The organism is Phenylobacterium glaciei, from assembly GCF_016772415.1.
In the GTDB taxonomy this organism is placed as follows: domain Bacteria; phylum Pseudomonadota; class Alphaproteobacteria; order Caulobacterales; family Caulobacteraceae; genus Phenylobacterium; species Phenylobacterium glaciei.
Window position 1 is genome coordinate 1,752,377 of the sequence record NZ_JAGSGD010000001.1, and the last position, 16,445, is coordinate 1,768,821.

The 16,445-nt window shown below is 68.3% G+C and carries 18 protein-coding genes and 1 riboswitch; of the genes, 7 read left to right on the forward strand and 11 right to left on the reverse strand.

Annotated features, from left to right (window positions below; translation table 11 throughout):
- Positions 1-51: 51 nt before the first annotated feature.
- The 5 genes from uvrA to JKL49_RS08505 form a co-directional block, all read right to left on the reverse strand.
- On the reverse strand, positions 52-2,952 hold the full coding sequence (uvrA, locus tag JKL49_RS08485; protein ID WP_215339776.1) for an excinuclease ABC subunit UvrA: 2,901 nt from the start codon (positions 2,950-2,952) through the stop codon (positions 52-54).
- Between the two features lie 207 nt (positions 2,953-3,159).
- The gene (locus JKL49_RS08490) at positions 3,160-3,942 is read right to left on the reverse strand and encodes an enoyl-CoA hydratase/isomerase family protein (RefSeq protein ID WP_215339777.1); all 783 of its coding nucleotides are present in this window, start codon (positions 3,940-3,942) and stop codon (positions 3,160-3,162) included.
- The gene (locus JKL49_RS08495) at positions 3,939-4,712 is read right to left on the reverse strand and encodes an SDR family NAD(P)-dependent oxidoreductase (RefSeq protein ID WP_215339778.1); all 774 of its coding nucleotides are present in this window, start codon (positions 4,710-4,712) and stop codon (positions 3,939-3,941) included. Before JKL49_RS08495 ends, JKL49_RS08490 begins: the two co-directional genes overlap by 4 nt.
- A 79-nt stretch (positions 4,713-4,791) precedes the next feature.
- The gene (locus JKL49_RS08500) at positions 4,792-6,006 is read right to left on the reverse strand and encodes a dipeptidase (protein WP_249778058.1); all 1,215 of its coding nucleotides are present in this window, start codon (positions 6,004-6,006) and stop codon (positions 4,792-4,794) included.
- A gap of 58 nt (positions 6,007-6,064) precedes the next feature.
- On the reverse strand, positions 6,065-6,739 hold the full coding sequence (locus JKL49_RS08505) for a 2OG-Fe(II) oxygenase (RefSeq protein ID WP_215339779.1): 675 nt from the start codon (positions 6,737-6,739) through the stop codon (positions 6,065-6,067).
- A 176-nt stretch (positions 6,740-6,915) separates the two neighbouring features.
- Between JKL49_RS08505 and JKL49_RS08510 the strand changes: the two genes are divergently transcribed.
- Positions 6,916-8,538, forward strand: a complete 1,623-nt coding sequence (locus JKL49_RS08510) for an ABC-F family ATP-binding cassette domain-containing protein (RefSeq protein ID WP_215339780.1) — start codon at positions 6,916-6,918, stop codon at positions 8,536-8,538.
- Positions 8,539-8,684: 146 nt separating this feature from the next.
- On the opposite strand, the gene JKL49_RS08515 is transcribed toward JKL49_RS08510, so the two are convergent.
- Positions 8,685-9,878, reverse strand: coding sequence for an MFS transporter (locus JKL49_RS08515; protein WP_215339781.1), 1,194 nt, complete (start codon positions 9,876-9,878; stop codon positions 8,685-8,687).
- Between the two features lie 431 nt (positions 9,879-10,309).
- Between JKL49_RS08515 and JKL49_RS08520 the strand changes: the two genes are divergently transcribed.
- Genes JKL49_RS08520 through JKL49_RS21185 form a run of 3 tightly spaced genes read left to right on the forward strand, consistent with a single transcriptional unit; the run spans position 10,310 to position 11,028 of the window.
- Positions 10,310-10,639: an ArsR/SmtB family transcription factor gene (locus tag JKL49_RS08520; RefSeq protein ID WP_215339782.1), complete on the forward strand. Its 330-nt coding sequence runs from the start codon at positions 10,310-10,312 to the stop codon at positions 10,637-10,639.
- A 9-nt stretch (positions 10,640-10,648) separates the two neighbouring features.
- On the forward strand, positions 10,649-10,906 hold the full coding sequence (locus tag JKL49_RS08525) for a hypothetical protein (RefSeq protein WP_215339783.1): 258 nt from the start codon (positions 10,649-10,651) through the stop codon (positions 10,904-10,906).
- Positions 10,906-11,028: a hypothetical protein gene (locus tag JKL49_RS21185; protein ID WP_283816631.1), complete on the forward strand. Its 123-nt coding sequence runs from the start codon at positions 10,906-10,908 to the stop codon at positions 11,026-11,028. Before JKL49_RS08525 ends, JKL49_RS21185 begins: the two co-directional genes overlap by 1 nt.
- 14 nt (positions 11,029-11,042) lie before the next feature.
- Here JKL49_RS21185 and JKL49_RS08530 read toward each other — a convergent pair whose 3' ends face one another.
- Together JKL49_RS08530 and JKL49_RS08535 are read right to left on the reverse strand one after the other, a co-directional pair.
- Positions 11,043-11,486 (reverse strand): pepsin/retropepsin-like aspartic protease family protein, encoded by a 444-nt coding sequence (locus tag JKL49_RS08530; protein ID WP_215339784.1) that lies wholly within the window; start codon positions 11,484-11,486, stop codon positions 11,043-11,045.
- Positions 11,467-11,727, reverse strand: coding sequence for a hypothetical protein (locus JKL49_RS08535; RefSeq protein ID WP_215339785.1), 261 nt, complete (start codon positions 11,725-11,727; stop codon positions 11,467-11,469). The genes JKL49_RS08530 and JKL49_RS08535 overlap by 20 nt, the downstream gene beginning before the upstream one ends.
- Positions 11,728-11,953: 226 nt before the next feature.
- On the opposite strand from JKL49_RS08535, the gene yghU reads away from it, so the two are divergent.
- Positions 11,954-12,832, forward strand: a complete 879-nt coding sequence (gene yghU / locus JKL49_RS08540) for a glutathione-dependent disulfide-bond oxidoreductase (RefSeq protein WP_215339786.1) — start codon at positions 11,954-11,956, stop codon at positions 12,830-12,832.
- Positions 12,833-13,208: 376 nt separating this feature from the next.
- On the opposite strand, the gene JKL49_RS08545 is transcribed toward yghU, so the two are convergent.
- The 3 genes from JKL49_RS08545 to JKL49_RS08555 form a co-directional block, all read right to left on the reverse strand.
- The gene (locus JKL49_RS08545; RefSeq protein ID WP_215339787.1) at positions 13,209-13,532 is read right to left on the reverse strand and encodes a GIY-YIG nuclease family protein; all 324 of its coding nucleotides are present in this window, start codon (positions 13,530-13,532) and stop codon (positions 13,209-13,211) included.
- A 184-nt stretch (positions 13,533-13,716) separates the two neighbouring features.
- The gene (locus JKL49_RS08550; protein ID WP_215339788.1) at positions 13,717-14,127 is read right to left on the reverse strand and encodes a PaaI family thioesterase; all 411 of its coding nucleotides are present in this window, start codon (positions 14,125-14,127) and stop codon (positions 13,717-13,719) included.
- Positions 14,127-14,639, reverse strand: coding sequence for a 6,7-dimethyl-8-ribityllumazine synthase (locus JKL49_RS08555; RefSeq protein ID WP_215339789.1), 513 nt, complete (start codon positions 14,637-14,639; stop codon positions 14,127-14,129). The genes JKL49_RS08550 and JKL49_RS08555 overlap by 1 nt, the downstream gene beginning before the upstream one ends.
- A gap of 94 nt (positions 14,640-14,733) precedes the next feature.
- Positions 14,734-14,905: riboswitch (FMN riboswitch) on the reverse strand.
- A 220-nt stretch (positions 14,906-15,125) separates the two neighbouring features.
- Between JKL49_RS08555 and JKL49_RS08560 the strand changes: the two genes are divergently transcribed.
- Complete coding sequence (locus tag JKL49_RS08560; protein ID WP_249778059.1) at positions 15,126-15,512, forward strand: hypothetical protein; 387 nt, start codon at positions 15,126-15,128, stop codon at positions 15,510-15,512.
- Positions 15,513-15,645: 133 nt separating this feature from the next.
- Positions 15,646-16,437, forward strand: coding sequence for a DUF2189 domain-containing protein (locus tag JKL49_RS08565; protein WP_215339790.1), 792 nt, complete (start codon positions 15,646-15,648; stop codon positions 16,435-16,437).
- The last annotated feature ends 8 nt before the right edge of the window (positions 16,438-16,445 follow it).

The following is a 16,445-nucleotide window of genomic DNA, read 5'->3' on the forward strand; positions in this document are numbered from 1 at the left end:
TTTGAGGGAAGAGCTTCTACTCCCTCCCCATGCAGGGGAGGGAGGTTTTCGCTAGGCGTTGACCAGCTTCTTCACCCGGGCCTTGCGGCGGTCCTCGTGGCGCTTGAGGACCTCGGCGAGGTAGCGGCCGGTCCAGCTGTTGGAATTGGCGGCCACCTGTTCCGGGGTGCCCTGGGCCACGATCTCGCCGCCGCCGTCGCCGCCCTCGGGACCGAAGTCGACGATCCAGTCGGCGGTCTTCACGACGTCGAGATTGTGCTCGATGACCACCATGGTGTTGCCCTGGTCGGCCAGCTCGTGGAGCACCTCCAACAGCTTCTTCACGTCCTCGAAGTGCAGGCCCGTGGTGGGCTCATCGAGGATGTAGAGGGTCTTGCCGGTGGCCTTGCGCGACAGCTCCTTGGACAGCTTCACCCGCTGGGCCTCGCCGCCCGAGAGCGTCGTCGCCGACTGGCCGACCTGGACGTAGCCCAGGCCCACCTTCTTCAGCGTATCCATCTTGTCGCGCACCGGCGGCACCGCCTTGAAGAAGTCGGCGGCCTCCTCGACGGTCATGTCCAGGACGTCGGAGATCGACTTGCCCTTGAACAGCACCTCGAGGGTCTCGCGGTTGTAGCGCTTGCCGTGGCAGACATCGCAGGTGACGTAGACGTCGGGCAGGAAGTGCATCTCGATCTTGATCAGCCCGTCGCCCTGGCAGGCCTCGCAGCGGCCGCCCTTGACGTTGAAGCTGAACCGGCCCGGCCCATAGCCGCGGGCCTTGGACTCTGGCAGGCCGGCGAACCAGTCGCGGATCGGCTGGAAGGCGCCGGTATAGGTGGCCGGGTTGGAGCGCGGCGTGCGGCCGATGGGCGACTGGTCGATGTCGATGACCTTGTCGAACATCTCCAGCCCCTCGATCCGGTCGTGGGGCGCCGGCGCGTCCGAGGCGTTGTGCAACCTGCGCGCCGCGGCCTTGTACAGGGTCTCGATGGTGAAGGTGGACTTGCCGCCCCCCGACACCCCGGTGATGCAGGTGAAGGTCCCAGCCGGGATCTCGCCCGTCACATTCTTCAGGTTGTTGCCGGTGGCGCCGACGACCCGCAGCACCTTCTTCTTGGAGATCGGGCGGCGATCCTGCGGCACCTCGATCTCGCGGACGCCCGACAGGTATTGGCCGGTGATGCTTTTCGGGTTGGCCATCACCTGGGCGGCGGTGCCCTCGGCGATGATGTTGCCGCCATGGATGCCGGCGGCCGGGCCCATGTCGATGACGTAGTCAGCGGTCATGATCGCCTCCTCGTCATGCTCCACCACCAGCACCGAGTTGCCGAGGTCGCGCAGGCCCTTGAGGCTGGTGAGCAGGCGGGTGTTGTCGCGCTGGTGCAGGCCGATCGACGGTTCGTCCAGCACATAGAGCACGCCGGTGAGGCCCGAGCCGATCTGGCTGGCCAGGCGGATGCGCTGGCTTTCGCCACCCGACAGGGTGCCCGAGGCGCGGCTGAGGTTCAGGTAGTCCAGGCCGACGTTCACCAGGAACCGCAGGCGATCATTGATCTCCTTGAGGATGCGGCGGGCGATCTCCATCTGTTTGGCGGTGAGGCTGGTCTCCAGCGCGGTGAACCATTCCTCGGCGTGGCGGATCGACAGGCGCGAGACCTGGCCGACATGCTGGCCGGCGATCTTCACCGCCAGGCTTTCCGGCTTCAGGCGATAGCCCTCGCAGGCTTCGCAGGGGGTTTCCGACTGGTAGCGGCCCAGCTCCTCGCGCACCCAGGAGCTATCGGTTTCCCGCCAGCGGCGTTCCAGGTTCGGCAGCACGCCTTCGAAGGTCTTGTTGACCTCGTACTTCCGGGCGTTGTCGTCATAGATGAACTTGATCTTGTCGGTCCCCGATCCGTAGAGGACGACCTTCTTGGCCTGCTCGGGCAGTTTCCAGAACGGCTCGTCCATCGAGAAGCCGTAGTGGCGCGACAGGGCCTGCAGGGTCTGGGTGTAGAGAGGCGAGGGGCCCTTGGACCAGGGCGCGATGGCGCCCTTGTGCAGGGACTTGTCCTTGTCGGGCACGATGGTGTCGGCGTCGAAGGCCAGCTTCATCCCCAGACCGTCGCAGACCGGGCAGGCGCCATAGGGGTTGTTGAACGAGAACAGCCGCGGCTCGATTTCGCTGATGGTGAAGCCGGAGACCGGGCAGGCGAACTTCTCGGAGAACAGCAGGCGGCGGGGCTCGGTCTCGCCCTCGGCCTTGTCGGCCCACTCGGCCACGGCGATGCCGTCGGCGAGCTTGAGCGCAGTCTCCAGGCTGTCGGCGTAGCGGCCCTCGAGGCCGGCCTTGGTCACCAGCCGGTCCACCACGATGTCGATGTCGTGCTTGAACTTCTTGTCCAGGACGGGCGCGTCCTCGATGGGGAAGAACTCGCCGTCGATCTTCAGCCGCTGGAAGCCGGCCCGCTGCCATTCGGCGATCTCCTTGCGGTACTCACCCTTACGGCCGCGGATCACCGGGGCCAGCAGGTAGAGGCGCTCGCCCTCAGGCAGGGCCACCAGCTTGTCGACCATCATGGAGACGGTCTGGCTCTCGATGGGCAGGCCGGTGGCTGGCGAATAGGGCACGCCGACGCGAGCCCACAGCAGGCGCATATAGTCGTGGATCTCGGTGACCGTGCCGACGGTGGAGCGCGGATTGCGGCTGGTGGTCTTCTGCTCGATGGAGATGGCGGGGCTCAGGCCCTCGATCAGGTCCACGTCGGGCTTGGACATCAGCTCCAGGAACTGGCGCGCATAGGCCGACAGGCTCTCGACATAGCGCCGCTGGCCCTCGGCGTAGATGGTGTCGAAGGCCAGCGAGCTCTTGCCCGAGCCCGACAGCCCGGTGATCACCACCAGCTCGCCGCGCGGGATATCCACGTTGACGTTCTTCAGATTGTGCTCACGCGCGCCGCGCACGCGGATGAAGTTCAGCTGTTCGGCCATGTTGTCCTGAAACGCCCATCACCCGCCGTGGGTGTCGGCGGGACCGCTTAATGTAGTGAACGGACTCACGGATAACATGGGAACAATCTGGGAACAAATGTCGCAGGGACACCGGCTCCCAGGCCTCCGTGGTCGCCCGCGGAGTCTAACGCGCCAACTGCCAGAATCTGTCAGCAGCAATCAGCTTTCCCGGCGTTCATAGACCGGCTACCGCTTTTCCAGGAAGGCGCGGACGCCTTCGCCGAAATCGTCATCCTGGGCGCAGAGGATCTGGTTGCGGTCCTCCATGGCGATCACCGCCTCCAGGCCGTTGGCGTCGATGGCGTGATTCAGGGCCTCCTTGGTGAGGCGCAGGCCGAGCGGCGTGGCGTTGAGCATGTCCTTGGCGAAGGCGGCGCCTTCCGCCTCCAGGGCTTCGGGGGCGACAACGCGGCTGACCAGGCCGAGTTGATAGGCCCGCTCGGCGTCGATGAAGCGGCCGGTCAGCATGTATTCGGCGGCCACCGAACTGCCCACCATGCGCGGCAGGAAGTAGCTGACCCCGATATCGCAGGCCGACAGGCCGATGCGGATGAAGGCGGCGTTCATTCGGGTGCGCGGGGTGGCGATCCGAACATCGGAGGCCAGGGCCAGGGCGAAGCCGCCGCCGCTGGCCGCGCCGTCGACGCAGGCGATGATCGGCTGCGGGCAGCGGCGCATGGCGATGACGATCTCGCTGATCTGCCGCTGGCCGGTGAGGCCGGCCCCCACCGAGCGCTTGCCGTCCGTATTGGAGCCCGACCGCTCCTTCAGGTCGAGGCCGGCGCAGAAGGCCCCGCCGGCGCCGCAGAGCACCACGACGCGGACATCGCGCCGCCAATAGAGGCCGACGAAGAAGTCCCGCAGTTCCTCCACCAGCTTGCGGTTCAGGGCGTTCAGACGCTCGGGCCGGTTCATGGTGGCCCAGATGACGTCGCCGTCGACGCGGAGGTCCAGGTGTTCGTAGGTCATCGGGTCTGTCCGCCGTCCACCGGCAGCACCGCGCCGTGCACGAAGCTGGCCTGCGGGCTCAGCAGGAAGGCGGCGGCCGAGCCGATTTCCTCCGGCCTGCCGAACCGCTTCATCGGCACCTCGCGCTCCAGCCAGCGGGTCCAGGCCGCCGCGCGGGGACCCTGGGAACGCTGCTCCCAGTCGCCGCCGGGGAAGACGATGTTGCCCGGCGCGATGGCGTTGACCCGCACGCCGCTGGGGCCGGTGATCTTGGCCAGCTCCTTGGCCAGGTGGTTCATCGCCGCCTTGGCCGTGCCGTAGGTCAGCGGCGTCCCCAGCGCGCCGAGGCCGGCGATGGAGCTGATGAACAGGATCGCGCCCTCGCCGCGTGGGGCCATCATCCGGTAGGCGCCCCGCGCCAGCCGCCAGGCCGAGCCCAGGTTCTGCGAGAAGCCCGCGTCCCAGGTGTCGTCATCCACCTCCGTGCCGGGCGGGCAGGGGTGGAGGCCGACATTGGCCACGGCGCCAAAGATGGGGCCAAGCGCCGCCTCCGCCCCGGCCAGGGCCTTCTCGATGGTGGCGGTGTCGCGCATGTCGCCGGACATCGCCCAGAGCTTGTCCGCGCCATACTGGGCGGCGAGCCGGGCGCGGGTCTCCTCCAGGGCCTCGGCGCCGCGGGCGGTGATCGCCACCTTGGCGCCCTCCGCCAGGCAGGCCTCCACGATCCCCAGCCCGATGCCGCGGCTGGCGCCGGCCACGAAGATGGTCTTGTCCTTGAGGCCCAGGTCCATGCGCGTCTCCCTTGTGGCCGGTCCAACGCCAGCCCTCGGGGGTATGTGGACGCCTGGTCCCCGCGTCAGGCAAGCCCCGCTATTTGGCCGTCCGGCCGTCGGCGGCGGCCTTGAGGACACGCAGGGCGTTGCCGCCCCAGACCTTGGCGACGTCTTCCGTGGAGTAGCCGGCGGCCATCAGGCGCTCGGTGATCCTGGGGTAGTCGGTGACGTCCTCCAGGCCCGCGATGCCGCCGCCGCCGTCGAAGTCGCCGGAGACGCCGACGTGGTCGATCCCGGCCACCTCGATGGCGTGCAGCATGTGCTTCATGTAGTCGTCGAGGTTGGCGCGGGGCACCGGCCACTTGGCGTCGATGGCCTTGCGGCCGTCCAGGAAGGCCTTGCGCTGCTCGGCCGTCATGTCGCGGCCGGTGGCGCCCACCGACTTCATCAGGTCGGCCATGGCGGCCTCGCGCTCGGGGATCTTGGGCGTCGGGACCATGTAGTTGGAGAAGGCGTTGATCTGGATCACCCCGCCCTTGGCGGCCAGGGCCTTGAGCCGCGCATCATCGATGTTGCGGGGGTTGTCGAAGACGGCGTCCAGGCCTGAGTGCGACAGGATGATCGGGGTCGTCGAGAGCTCCAGCATCTGGTCCAGCACGTCGTCCGACGCATGGCTGGCGTCCAGCACGATGCCAAGCCGATTGGCCTCGGCGACGAAGGCTTTCCCCTTGGGACTGAGGCCGTGCCACTCCAGGCCCTTGGGGTCGGTGGAGGAGTCCCCCAGGTCGTTGTTGAGGAAGTGGATGGGCCCCATCATCCGCACACCAAGGGTGTAGAAGGTCTGCATCAGGGTGAGGTCAGCCTCCACCGGCTGGCTGTTCTCCATGCTCATGAAGACCACCTTCTTGCCGGCCGCCACGATCGGCGCGGCCTCCTCGGCCCGGGTGGCGAGCACGAACTGGGCGCCGTGCTTGGCCACCATCTCGTGGATCTCCACGGCCCGCAGCAGGGCCGCGTCGCGGGACTTGGCGTCGCCCTCCGGGGTGCGCGGACCCTGGGGGGTGAAGATGGCGAAGAAGCCGCCGTCGACCCCGCCGTCCACCATGCGCGGATAGTCCACCTGGCTGCCGTCGGCCTTGAACGAGTGGCGGTCCATGATGTCCCAGCCGGGGCGGTGGAAGTTGGCCGGGGTGTCGAAGTGGGTGTCCAGCACGATGGCCGCCTTGTGGGCCTCCTGGTCCGGGGTGGCGGCGAGGGCGGGCAGGGCGCTGGACGCGAGCAGGATCGCAAGCGGTAGGGTCAAACGGTGCAAGGCGGAACTCCCCAACTGAGGGGGAGAGCGTTCGCCTATCTCGGCCTCAAGGCAAGGCTCAAGCCGCGTCGTGGAAGATGATCCCCAGGGTATGGCGCTGGCCGCTGCGCAGGCGGCTGACGCCGTGGCGCATGCTCACCCGGTAGGCACCGCGGGTCCCCTGGACGGGACGGTGGTGGACGGCGAAGACCACGGCGTCGCCCTGCCGGAGCGGCACGACCTCGGCGCGAGACTGCATGCGAGGCCGTTGTTCTGTCAGGACAAATTCACCGCCGGTAAAGTCGGTCCCGGGGTCGGACAGCAGGACGGCGACCTGCAGGGGGAAGACGTGCTCGCCGTAGAGGTCCTGGTGCAGGCAGTTGTAGTCGCCGGGACCGTACTGGAGCAGCAGCGGGGTCGGGCGGACCTGGCCGGCGGCGTGGCAGCGGGCCAGGTATTCCTGGTGCTGCAAGGGGTAGCGGACCGCGATCCCCAGGGTCTCGTTCCAGCGGTTGGCCACCTCTACCAGCTGCGGATAGAGGGCCTCGCGCAGGGCCTGGACGGCGCCCGGCAGGGGGTAGCTGAAGTAGCGGTACTCGCCCTGGCCAAAGCCGTGGCGCCCCATCACCACCCGGCTGCGGAAGCCCGCCTCATCACCATAGAGGCCGGCCAGATCGCGGCAGGCGGCCGGCGTCAGGAGGGCCGGCAGGAGGGCGCAGCCATAGCGGTCGAGGTCGGACATGTCGGTGGTCATGGAGGGAGGAGTCGGGCCTTTCCGCGCGCCGCTCAAGGGGGTGCGGAGATGCCGGGTCCGGATTGCGCGAGACCGGGGCGGGGCCTATATCGGACCCTTCAGAAGGAGCCTGACGACCATGCGCATGCTGAGCGAACGCCACCCCGTCCGCAACGTCCATGCCCCCAAGGTCGCCCATGCCCGCCCATCTGACACTCGAGCGTCTTTCGTACGCAACGCCTGACGGCGTAAGCCTTTTCGACAATCTGAACCTCGCCTTCGGAGCCGAACGCACCGGCCTGGTGGGACGCAACGGCGTGGGCAAGACCACGCTGCTGCGGCTGATGCTTGGCGAGCTGGCGCCGGCCGCCGGGTCGGTCGCGGTGCGCGGCAAGATCGGGGTCCTGCGGCAGGCGATGAGCCCGCCGGCGGGGGCCACCGTCGCCGACCTGCTGGGGGTGCGGGCCGACATTGACCGACAAGTGCGCATCGAGGAGTCACGGGGTACTGACGACGACTTCGCCAACGCCTTGTGGGACTTGGAGTCCCGCATTGAGCAGGCGCTCGCGGCGGTGGGCCTGGCCGGCCAACATGTGGACCGCGACGCCGCCACCCTGAGCGGCGGGGAGGCGACGCGGCTGGCCCTGGCCGGGCTGCTCATCCAAGCCCCCGACCTGATCGCGCTGGACGAACCCACCAACAATCTCGACGCCGGGGCCCGCGCCATGGTGGCCCGGCTGCTGCACGGCTGGAAGGGCGGCGCCATCGTGGTCAGCCACGACCGGGGGCTGCTGCGGGAGATGGACCGGATCGTCGAACTGTCGGGCCTGGGCGCCAAGGTCTATGGCGGGAACTACGACCTCTACCTGGAGCGCAAGGCGCAGGAGGAGGCCGCCGCCGAGCAGGGCCTGGCCAGCGCCGAACGGACGGTGGCCCGGGTGGCGCGGGAGGCCCAGGACGCCCGGGAAAAGAAGGCGCGGCGCGACGCCGCCGGCAAGCGCTTCGGCGCCTCGGGCAGCGCGCCGAAGATCGTGCTCGGCGCCATGGCCGAGCGGGCGGAAAACTCCGGCGCCCGCGAGGGCCGGCTTGCGGAGAAGCTGGCCGAGCAGGCCGGCGCCGAGCTGGCCGAGGCTCAGGCGAAGGTGGAGCGGCTGCGGCGACTGGCCTTCGAACTGCCGAGTTCCGGGTTGGCGGCGGGCAAGGGGGTGCTGGCCTTCGAGGACGTGACCTTCGCCCATCCGGGCGGGCCGGTTCTGGCCTTCGACCTGCGGATGACCGGGGCCGAGCGGGTGGCGGTGACGGGCTCCAATGGGTCGGGCAAGACGACGCTGATCGCGCTGGCGACCGGCGAGCTTGCGCCAGCGTCCGGGCGGGTGAGCCTGGGGGTGCGGGCGGCGCTGCTGGACCAGAAGACGGCCATGCTGCGGGACGACGAGACCCTGGTGGCGGCGTTCCGGCGGCTCAATCCGACGGCCACCGACAACGCGGCCCGAGCGGCCCTGGCGCGGTTCCTGTTCCGCAATGTGGCCGGAGACAAGGCGGTGGGCTCGCTCAGTGGTGGGGAGCGGCTGCGGGCGGCCCTGGCCTGCGTGCTGTGCGCCGCGCAGCCGCCGCAGCTGTTGATCCTGGACGAGCCCAGCAACCACCTGGACCTGGACTCGCTGGCCGCCATCGAGGCGGCGCTGCGGGGCTACGACGGGGCGATCCTGGTGGTGAGCCACGACCGGGATTTCCTGGAGGCGATCGGGGTGGAAAGGGAGGTCACCTTGGGTCCTTCTCCCCTTGCGGGAGAAGGTGTCGCGCGAGGGCGCGACGGATGAGGGGTGGCGCTCCGTTCTCAGAAAAATAGACGTCATCCCGGCCGTAGCGCAGCGGAGAGCCGGGACCCAGGGGCGGTGCGCTTGGCCCCTGGGTCCCGGATCGCCTGCCGGCGTCCGGGATGACGGAATGGGTTTGCCTAGCAGGCCTATCGACCCCTCATCCGACCCTGCTCCGCAGGGCCACCTTCTCCCGCAAGGGGAGAAGGAAGAGATCCGAAATACCGCCACAGCAGCGCGAACCCGGCCGCTACCGCGGGTAGGGCCAGCAGGATCGGGACGCTCATCGGGGCCCCCAGGCTCACCAACCCCGCGGCGGTGACACAGGCCCCGGCGCAGCCGATGTCCCAGCCGCCTTCCGTCGCCATGTGGAAGCGGAAGGGGCAGGGGGACGCCTTGGCGAGGTTGTAGGCCGCGGCGCCGAGCGGCGGCAGCAGCAGGGGCAGGAGCACGGCGCCGAGCGCGTGGGCGGCGACGGCCAGCCAGGGGGTGGGCAGGCTGGCGGCTTTCAGGATCACCAGGGCGACGGCCACGCAATAGGCGATCGCCACCGCGCGGCGGCCGCCGCCGCCGTCCACATGGCGGCCGACCCAGAGGCCGAAGCCCGCGCCCACCAGGCCGGCCAGGGCCATGGCCCCGCCATAGGCGGCGATACTCTCGCCGAGCGACAGGAACAGCGCGATCTCCCAGACGAAGAAGTAGCAGGCGTCGAACCAGCCATCGACCACGATCATGGCGAAGGCCAGCCGCGCGGCGCGCAGGGCGCCGGGCGCGTGGGGGATCACCGCCATGTTGGGCAGGCCCAGCAGGGGCAGGACGGCCAGGGCCTGGACCACGGCGATCCCCGCGAAGGCCCAGCGCGGTCCCAGGGTCAACAGGGCCCAGGTCCCCAGCAGGGGCGAGGCGATGCTGAGCACGGCGATGAAGGCCTCCCGCGCGGCGACCTGATGGCCGCGATGCTCGGCGTCCCCCAGCATGGCGAAATAGGTGTTGTAGGTCAGGTGATAGGTCAGCTCGGCGATGGCGGTGACGGCCAGCAGGGCCAGGAGGGCGGCGTCCACGCCGTGGACCTCGGCCAGCAGGGGGAAGCGCAGGGCCAGCATCAGGGTCCCGGCGATCAGCAGGGGCTTGAGCCCGAACCGGATGGCGACCGGCAGGGCCAGCGGCCGCAGGATGAAGCGGCCGGTGACGATGGCGGCCTGGGCCAGCAGGGCGTGGGGAACCGAGACGCCGGCCTTCAGTAAGAGGACGAAGAAGAAGATGGAGCCAGCGCCCTGGGCCAGGGCCTGGACGCCGGAATGCAGGTTGACGCGATTGATCGCGTCATTGCGCAGAAAGGCCATGATTTACCGGGGGTCGAGATGTGTCGGACGGGCCGCGCGGTGTGGCGCGACGTGTGCGGTGGGGCGTTCAGCCCGCAGTGCAGCCGGTACTCATATCTCGGGGTCTTCCCTTTGGTCCGGGAAAGGTGGCTGAGAGAACGGCGGTTGGCAAGGGGGCGTTGCGACGCCTTGGAGGTGATCGCCCCTCGCCCCTTCAGGGTGAGAGGGAAGGGTGAGGGTTTTGAGTGACGACCTTTCCCTTTGATCGTCATGGCCGGGCTTGTCCCGGCCACCCATGATCTCCGTCGTTCAGCAAGGATCCGTGGCCGATGCCGCGCGACCTGCGGGGAGGCGGAGATCATGGGTCCCCGGGACAAGCCCGGGGATGACGAAAATCTGGGCGTGAGGAACTTCCCGTTGACTCCCTGACATGCGTCAGATAATACTTACACATGAAAGAGAGCCTACCCACTTCGGGAGACGACCTGCTGGCCCAGCTGTCGGCGCTGGCCAATCCGCATCGGCTGCGCATCGTCGCGGCCCTGCACCAGGGCGGGCGGCGGTATGTGAGCCAGCTGGCCCGCGAGATCGGCATCAGCCGGCCGCTGTTGCACCTGCACCTGGCCAAGCTGGAGGAGGCGGGCCTCGTCACCAGCCAGCTGGAGCTGTCGGCTGACGGCAAGGCGCTGAACTATTTCGAGGCGGCCGACTTCGCCCTGACCCTGACCCCGGCAGCCATCGCCATCGCGGCGGCCAGCCTGACCCCCAAATCCGAGAGCTAGAGAGACCCCATGTCCGAGCACGTGTTCTTCATCAGCATCAGCCTGGTCCTCGGGACCATCCTTGGCGTCTTCGCCATGCGCTACTTCGCCATCGTCGCCCAGGCCCGCGCCCGGGTGGCCGAGGACAACGCCTACCGCCTCACCGCCGAGAAGGCTGTCGCCGCCCAGGCGCAGACCGCCACGGCGCTGGACGCCATGTCCGCCACCCTGGCGGACGTCCACGCCCGGCTGGCCTCGGTGGAGAAGATGCTGAAGGACGTCGGCTGATGGTCGACCTGATCCTCAACCTGGTGCTGGGCGGCCAGGTCTGGGTGACTGCGCCGCCGGAGTGGGCGCAGGGGCTGGCGGCCTGCGTCCGGACGGCGGCGGAGGTGTTGGCGGCGGTGTGAGAGCCGCTCCGGGTTCAACCGATCTCTACCTGTCCCGTGGCGCCGTCGTAGGTCATCCGATACGGGCGCAAGAAGGCGCGCCCCAGGATGACGCGATGCCATTGCTCACCTTCGGCGAGCTTCACTCCGGTGAAAGGTTGGAAGAGCAGGCGGTCCAGATCCCGGACATAGATGCGAGCGGTGTAGATAAAGGCGCGATGCTTGCCGCCTATGCCGCTGATCTCGCCTTCGTCGGTGATGGGCAAACCGAGCGACCGCGCCAGGCCGTCATCAATGCAGTCGCCGCCCGCGCCCGTGTCGATCAGCGCCTTGACCTTCTTGAGTTGCAAATCCGGAGGTTCGCCTGCGCTGGATCGGGGTTTCAATCCGATGTCCACCAACAGGGTCGGCCCCAACTGCAACAGGAGGTCGGCCGGGCCGGAGCCGGCCTTGCCGGTCTTAAACCCCGCTTGCGCCAAGGACGTGCGCCGGGGTGAAGATCATGCCGCCGGGAAGCTGGATCGGTGGGGCGCCGACCTGGCGGATCAAGTATGGCCCCACACCAAAGCGGTCGACCGCCGTGGAGGCGGCGGCTTCGAAATCAGGGAAGGCGTCCACAAATTCGCCGTGGTGGAACACCACCCATTCGTTCCTGTGCTCGGCCTCGAGGTCGGTTCGCATGCGATCGAAGGCGGCGATGTCGTCTCGCAAAACGCTCATCGTGATTCCCTCCTTCACCTAGTTTGAGCACAACGCAACAGCTGTCCCAAGGTTGATGCTGAGCCTGAAGCGAGTCGTTGGGCCGATGGGTTAACACGCCGCCGCAATTTCGGATCAGCGCCACGCCGAGGACCGTCGCTCTCAAGGCTTCCCTATTGGCCTAGCCCTCCCCACATCGCACTGTCTACGCAACTCGCGACCGCGATCCGCCTGGGAGGGCACGACAATGACCAATTTCCCCGAGACCTATGAGCCGCCCAAGGTGTGGACCTGGGACAAGGAGAGCGGGGGGCGGTTTGCGGCGATCAATCGGCCGATCGCGGGACCGACGGCCGAGAAGGTGCTGCCGGTGGGGCGCCATCCGATGCAGCTCTATTCGCTGGGCACCCCCAACGGGGTGAAGGTGACCATCATGCTGGAGGAGTTGCTGGCGCTGGGGCACACCGGCGCCGAGTACGACGCCTGGCTGATCAATATCGGGGCCGGGGACCAGTTCAGTTCGGGCTTCGTCGACATCAATCCCAATTCCAAGATCCCGGCCCTGTTGGACCGCTCGGGGCCCGAGCCGATCCGGGTGTTCGAGAGTGGGGCGATCCTGATCCACCTCGCCGAAAAATTCGGCAACGCCTTCCTGCCGACCGAGCCGGCGGCCCGGGCCGAGTGCCTGTCCTGGCTGATGTGGCTGATGGGCTCTGCGCCGTTCCTGGGCGGTGGGTTCGGGCACTTCTACGCCTATGCGCCGATGAAGATCGAATACGCCATCAACCGCTACGCCATGGAGGTGAAGCGGCAGATGGACGTGCTGGACCGGAGGCTTGCCGAGGCCGAGTACGTCGGCGGGGCTGAGTACACCATCGCCGACATGGCCATCTGGCCCTGGTACGGCGGCATGGCCAAGGGCGTGCTGTATGAGGCCGGCGAGTTCCTGGACGTGGCCAGCTACAAGAACGTCATCCGCTGGACCGACGCGATCGCCGAGCGGCCGGCGGTGCAGCGCGGCCGGATGGTGAACCGGACGTTCGGGGAGCCGTCGAGCCAGCTGCGGGAGCGGCATGAGGCGAGCGACTTCGAGACCAAGACGCAGGATAAGCTGGAGGCGAAGTAGGGGCTCTCGTCCTTCTCCCCTAATCCATCATCCCCTAGATTCGTCATCCCCGGGCTTGTCCCGGGGACCCATGATCTCCGTCTCGCCGTAGGTCGCGCGGCGGCGCCGTGGCGGCTTGCTGAACCTCGGAGATCATGGGTGGCCGGCACGAGGCCGGCCATGACGGTCTGAGGGGAAGGTGGGCGTCAGGTCGCGCGGCGGGCGCCAGGGATGCTTGCTGACTCTCGGAGATCATGGGTGGCCGGGACAAGCCCGGCCATGACGGTCTGAGGGTGAGTTGGGGGTCACGTCGCGCGGCGGCGACGTGGCGGCTTGCTGGATCACGGAGATCATGGGGGGCCGGCACAAGGCCGGCCATGACGATCAGGGGGGTTAGCTACGGGCTCAGCGGACCCCTGGGCTCGGCGAACAGGCTCTCATAAAGGTCTTCCCAGTTGGGGTTCGCCGTCTCGATCAGGTTGATCTTCCAGTCTCGCCGGTATTTCTTCAGCGACGTCTCGCGCTGGATGGCTTCGGCGATGCCGTCGAACTGCTCGTACCAGACCAGGCGTTTCACGCCGTAGGTCGTGGTGAACCCCGGGCGCAGGCCGTCGCGATGTTCGCCGACCCGCTGGATCAGGTTGCTGGTGACGCCGATGTAGAGTGTGCCGTGCTTGCGGCTCGCCAGGATGTAGACGGCGTTTGAGCCCTCGGTGTGCATGGTTGAGCTTTGCAAACCCGACGAAAATGACAACCCATCCGACCGTCATGGCCGGGCTTTGTCCCGGCCACCCATGATCTCTGTGGCCCAGCAAGATGGCTGGGCGTGGGCCGCGCGATCTGCGGGGAGGCGGAGATCATAGGTCCCCGGGACAAGCCCGGGGATGACGGTTGTTGGGGGAGGGTCAGTTCACCTTGCGCACCACCTTGAACACCGCGTTGGCCCGGGCGCAGGGCTCGCCGTCGGCGGTGACGAAGGCCTGGGCGAAGCAGAGGCTGCCGCCGGGTTTGACGAAGATGGTGTCGAACTCCAGCCACTGGCCGACCTGGGCCGAGGCCAGGAAGTCCAGGGTGAGGTTCACCGTCACCAGGCGGGCGCCGTCCCCCAGCCGATGGCCGCAGGACAGGCCCATGGCGTTGTCGGCCAGCGCGCTGATCAGGCCGCCGTGGACGAAGCCGCGGCTGTTGGTGTGGGCGGCGGTGACCTCCAGGCCCAGGACCACGGCGCCGTCGGTTTTGCGGCTGTAGAGCGGCTCCCACGGGTCGGTGAGGGGGCTTTTCCGATAATGGGGTTCGAACCCTGTGGGCGCCTCCATCACGCCGCCGCCGTGACGCGTTGCAACCCTTCGAGGGTCTTGGCGCAGGCGATGGCGGCCTCGGCGCCCTTCTGGACGAAGTGCTCGGCGAAGAATTTCTGGTGGATGTCGTGCTCGTGGAAGTGATGGGGGGTGAGGATCACCGAGAACATCGGCACCTCGGTCTTCAGCTGCACCTGCATGAGGGCCGAGACCACCGTCTCGGCGACAAACTCGTGGCGGTAGATGCCGCCGTCCACCACCAGGGCGCAGCCGACGACGGCGGCGTACTTGGTGGTCTTGGCGAGCGTCTGGGCGTGAAGGGGGATCTCGAAGGCGCCCGGCGTCTCGAACACATCGATCATGTGCTCGGGGAAGCCCAGCTTGGCCATCTGCGCCAGGAAGCCCTTGCGGGCCTGGTCGACGATGGCGTGGTGCCAGGAGGACTGCACGAAGGCGATGCGGGCGGGGCGATAGGCGCCGTTCGCGGTGGGGACTTCGTAGGTGACTTGGGTCTGGGTGGTTTGGGTCATGGTCGGTTCCCTAAGGTGGTTCAACCACGACTCAGGGAGGCACACTGACGACGGATCGTTAGGTCCACGCGCGGAGGCGTGGCGACCCATCAACAGTGGTTCTCATAACCGGACTCTAACCGTCGGCCCCGGGATCACACCGGTGTCTGCTGTCCCTGCGTGGCCTAAGGCCCCACAGGCGCCCGCGGGCTCGTCCGACGTTTCCCCTTGCGAGGTCGGTCGGCATTACCGCCGGTGGGGACTTTCACCCCGCCCTGAGAACGCGTCCGCCGGAACAGCCCGGCGATAGCCTCAGGCTAGACCCAAGGGGTGGGTTCAAACAAGTGTTTTGATTCCCCCTCCTTTCGTCATGGCCGGGCTTGTCCCGGCCACCCATGATCTCCGGGGTGGTGGGTTGGCGAGGCGGTGACGCCTGTGCGATCTGTGGCCAGACGGAGATCATGGGTCCCCGGGACAAGCCCGGGGATGACGATCTGGATGGTGACCATGAGCGACGACGACGAGGGCGGCTATGACGTCGACGACTGGGGGCGGCTGAAGGCGTTTGCGTCGGGCGTCGCGACCCTGGAGGACGTCCAGGCCAAGGCGGCGATCTTCGCCCTGGCCGACACCAGCAACGCGCGGGTGCTGCAGATGCCGCTGCCGCAGCCGCTGATCTGGTGGAGCGACGACGGAGAGCAGGCGGCCATCGCCGTCCAGGCCGAGGTCCACGACACCGAGGATGGCGAGACCATGGAGGTGCTGGGCCTGGTGTTCCCCGACGGCGGCGGCGGCGTGGCCCTGCTGGACGACGTCGACCTGGTGGACGACACCGACCCGACCTGGCGCCAGCTGGTGAAGGACGCCATCGGCGACGAGACCGGCGAGCCCTAGCCGTGGCGCGGCTGATCGTCATGGCGGGGCTGGCCTAGCGGACCGGCTTGATCTGGCGCAAGGCGGACGGGCCGACCGCAGCTGATCCTGGCGGCGCCGGCGCGCAACGACGTGGCCGGCCTGGGAGGGAACCATGGGGTCATCGGGCGGGCTGCCGCGCGTGAACAGGATCGGCGTGGGCGCGCCGTTCCGCTGGCTGCGGGGCGCCTGGGGCGATCTGTGGCGGGCCTGGCCGCCGCTGCTGGCCTACGGCCTGGCGCTCGCGGCCTTCAGCCTCTGGATCAGCCTGAGCTTCGTGGCCACCGGCGGGGCCTTCTGGGTGTTCGCGCTCACCTGTGGCTTCGTTTTCGTGGCGCCGATGCTGGCCATGGGTCTGTACGAGGCCGGTTCCCTGCTGGCCCGCGGCGAGCGCCCGACCCTCGCACGCATGTTGTTCGTGCCCCGGGCGCTGTCGTCCGACGTCGCCATCCTGGGCCTGGCCCTGCTGATGATGTTCTTCTTCTGGCTGCAGATCGCCCAGATCGTCTACGGCCTGTCGACCTGGGTCATCTACCGCACGGTGGAGACCCTGGTGCGGTTCGCGCTGACCACCCCCGAGGGGCACGGCATGCTGATCGCCGGTTCACTGATCGGCGGGGCGATCGCCTTCCTGACCTACAGCCTGGTGGTGGTCTCCGCCCCCATGCTGCTCGACCAGGAGACCAGCGTCTTCGTGGCCACCATCACCAGCTTCCGCACCGTGGCGGAGAATTTCGGGCCGATGATCGTCTGGGCCCTGCTGATCGCGGTCCTGACGCTCTCCACCGTGCTGACCGGCTTCCTGGCCCTGGTGATCGTCTTCCCCTGGCTGGGCCTGGCCAGCTGGAGGGCCTATGGGGACCTGGTGCAGGCGCCCCGCGCATCCGCGGTCGAAGCCGCCGCATAGGCGTCACA

Bases quoted from the DNA above. Each gene is read 5' to 3' on its own strand.
- uvrA (WP_215339776.1), bottom strand. From the start codon at position 2,952: ATGGCCGAACAGCTGAACTTCATCCGCGTGCGCGGCGCGCGTGAGCAC.
- JKL49_RS08490 (WP_215339777.1), bottom strand. From the start codon at position 3,942: ATGACCTACGAACACCTGGACCTCCGCGTCGACGGCGACGTCATCTGG.
- JKL49_RS08495 (WP_215339778.1), bottom strand. From the start codon at position 4,712: ATGGACCTGGGCCTCAAGGACAAGACCATCTTCGTGGCCGGCGCCAGC.
- JKL49_RS08505 (WP_215339779.1), bottom strand. From the start codon at position 6,739: ATGACCACCGACATGTCCGACCTCGACCGCTATGGCTGCGCCCTCCTG.
- JKL49_RS08510 (WP_215339780.1), top strand. From the start codon at position 6,916: ATGCCCGCCCATCTGACACTCGAGCGTCTTTCGTACGCAACGCCTGAC.
- JKL49_RS08515 (WP_215339781.1), bottom strand. From the start codon at position 9,878: ATGGCCTTTCTGCGCAATGACGCGATCAATCGCGTCAACCTGCATTCC.
- JKL49_RS08520 (WP_215339782.1), top strand. From the start codon at position 10,310: ATGAAAGAGAGCCTACCCACTTCGGGAGACGACCTGCTGGCCCAGCTG.
- JKL49_RS08525 (WP_215339783.1), top strand. From the start codon at position 10,649: ATGTCCGAGCACGTGTTCTTCATCAGCATCAGCCTGGTCCTCGGGACC.
- JKL49_RS21185 (WP_283816631.1), top strand. From the start codon at position 10,906: ATGGTCGACCTGATCCTCAACCTGGTGCTGGGCGGCCAGGTCTGGGTG.
- JKL49_RS08535 (WP_215339785.1), bottom strand. From the start codon at position 11,727: ATGAGCGTTTTGCGAGACGACATCGCCGCCTTCGATCGCATGCGAACC.
- yghU (WP_215339786.1), top strand. From the start codon at position 11,954: ATGACCAATTTCCCCGAGACCTATGAGCCGCCCAAGGTGTGGACCTGG.
- JKL49_RS08545 (WP_215339787.1), bottom strand. From the start codon at position 13,532: ATGCACACCGAGGGCTCAAACGCCGTCTACATCCTGGCGAGCCGCAAG.
- JKL49_RS08550 (WP_215339788.1), bottom strand. From the start codon at position 14,127: ATGGAGGCGCCCACAGGGTTCGAACCCCATTATCGGAAAAGCCCCCTC.
- JKL49_RS08555 (WP_215339789.1), bottom strand. From the start codon at position 14,639: ATGACCCAAACCACCCAGACCCAAGTCACCTACGAAGTCCCCACCGCG.
- JKL49_RS08560 (WP_249778059.1), top strand. From the start codon at position 15,126: ATGAGCGACGACGACGAGGGCGGCTATGACGTCGACGACTGGGGGCGG.
- JKL49_RS08565 (WP_215339790.1), top strand. From the start codon at position 15,646: ATGGGGTCATCGGGCGGGCTGCCGCGCGTGAACAGGATCGGCGTGGGC.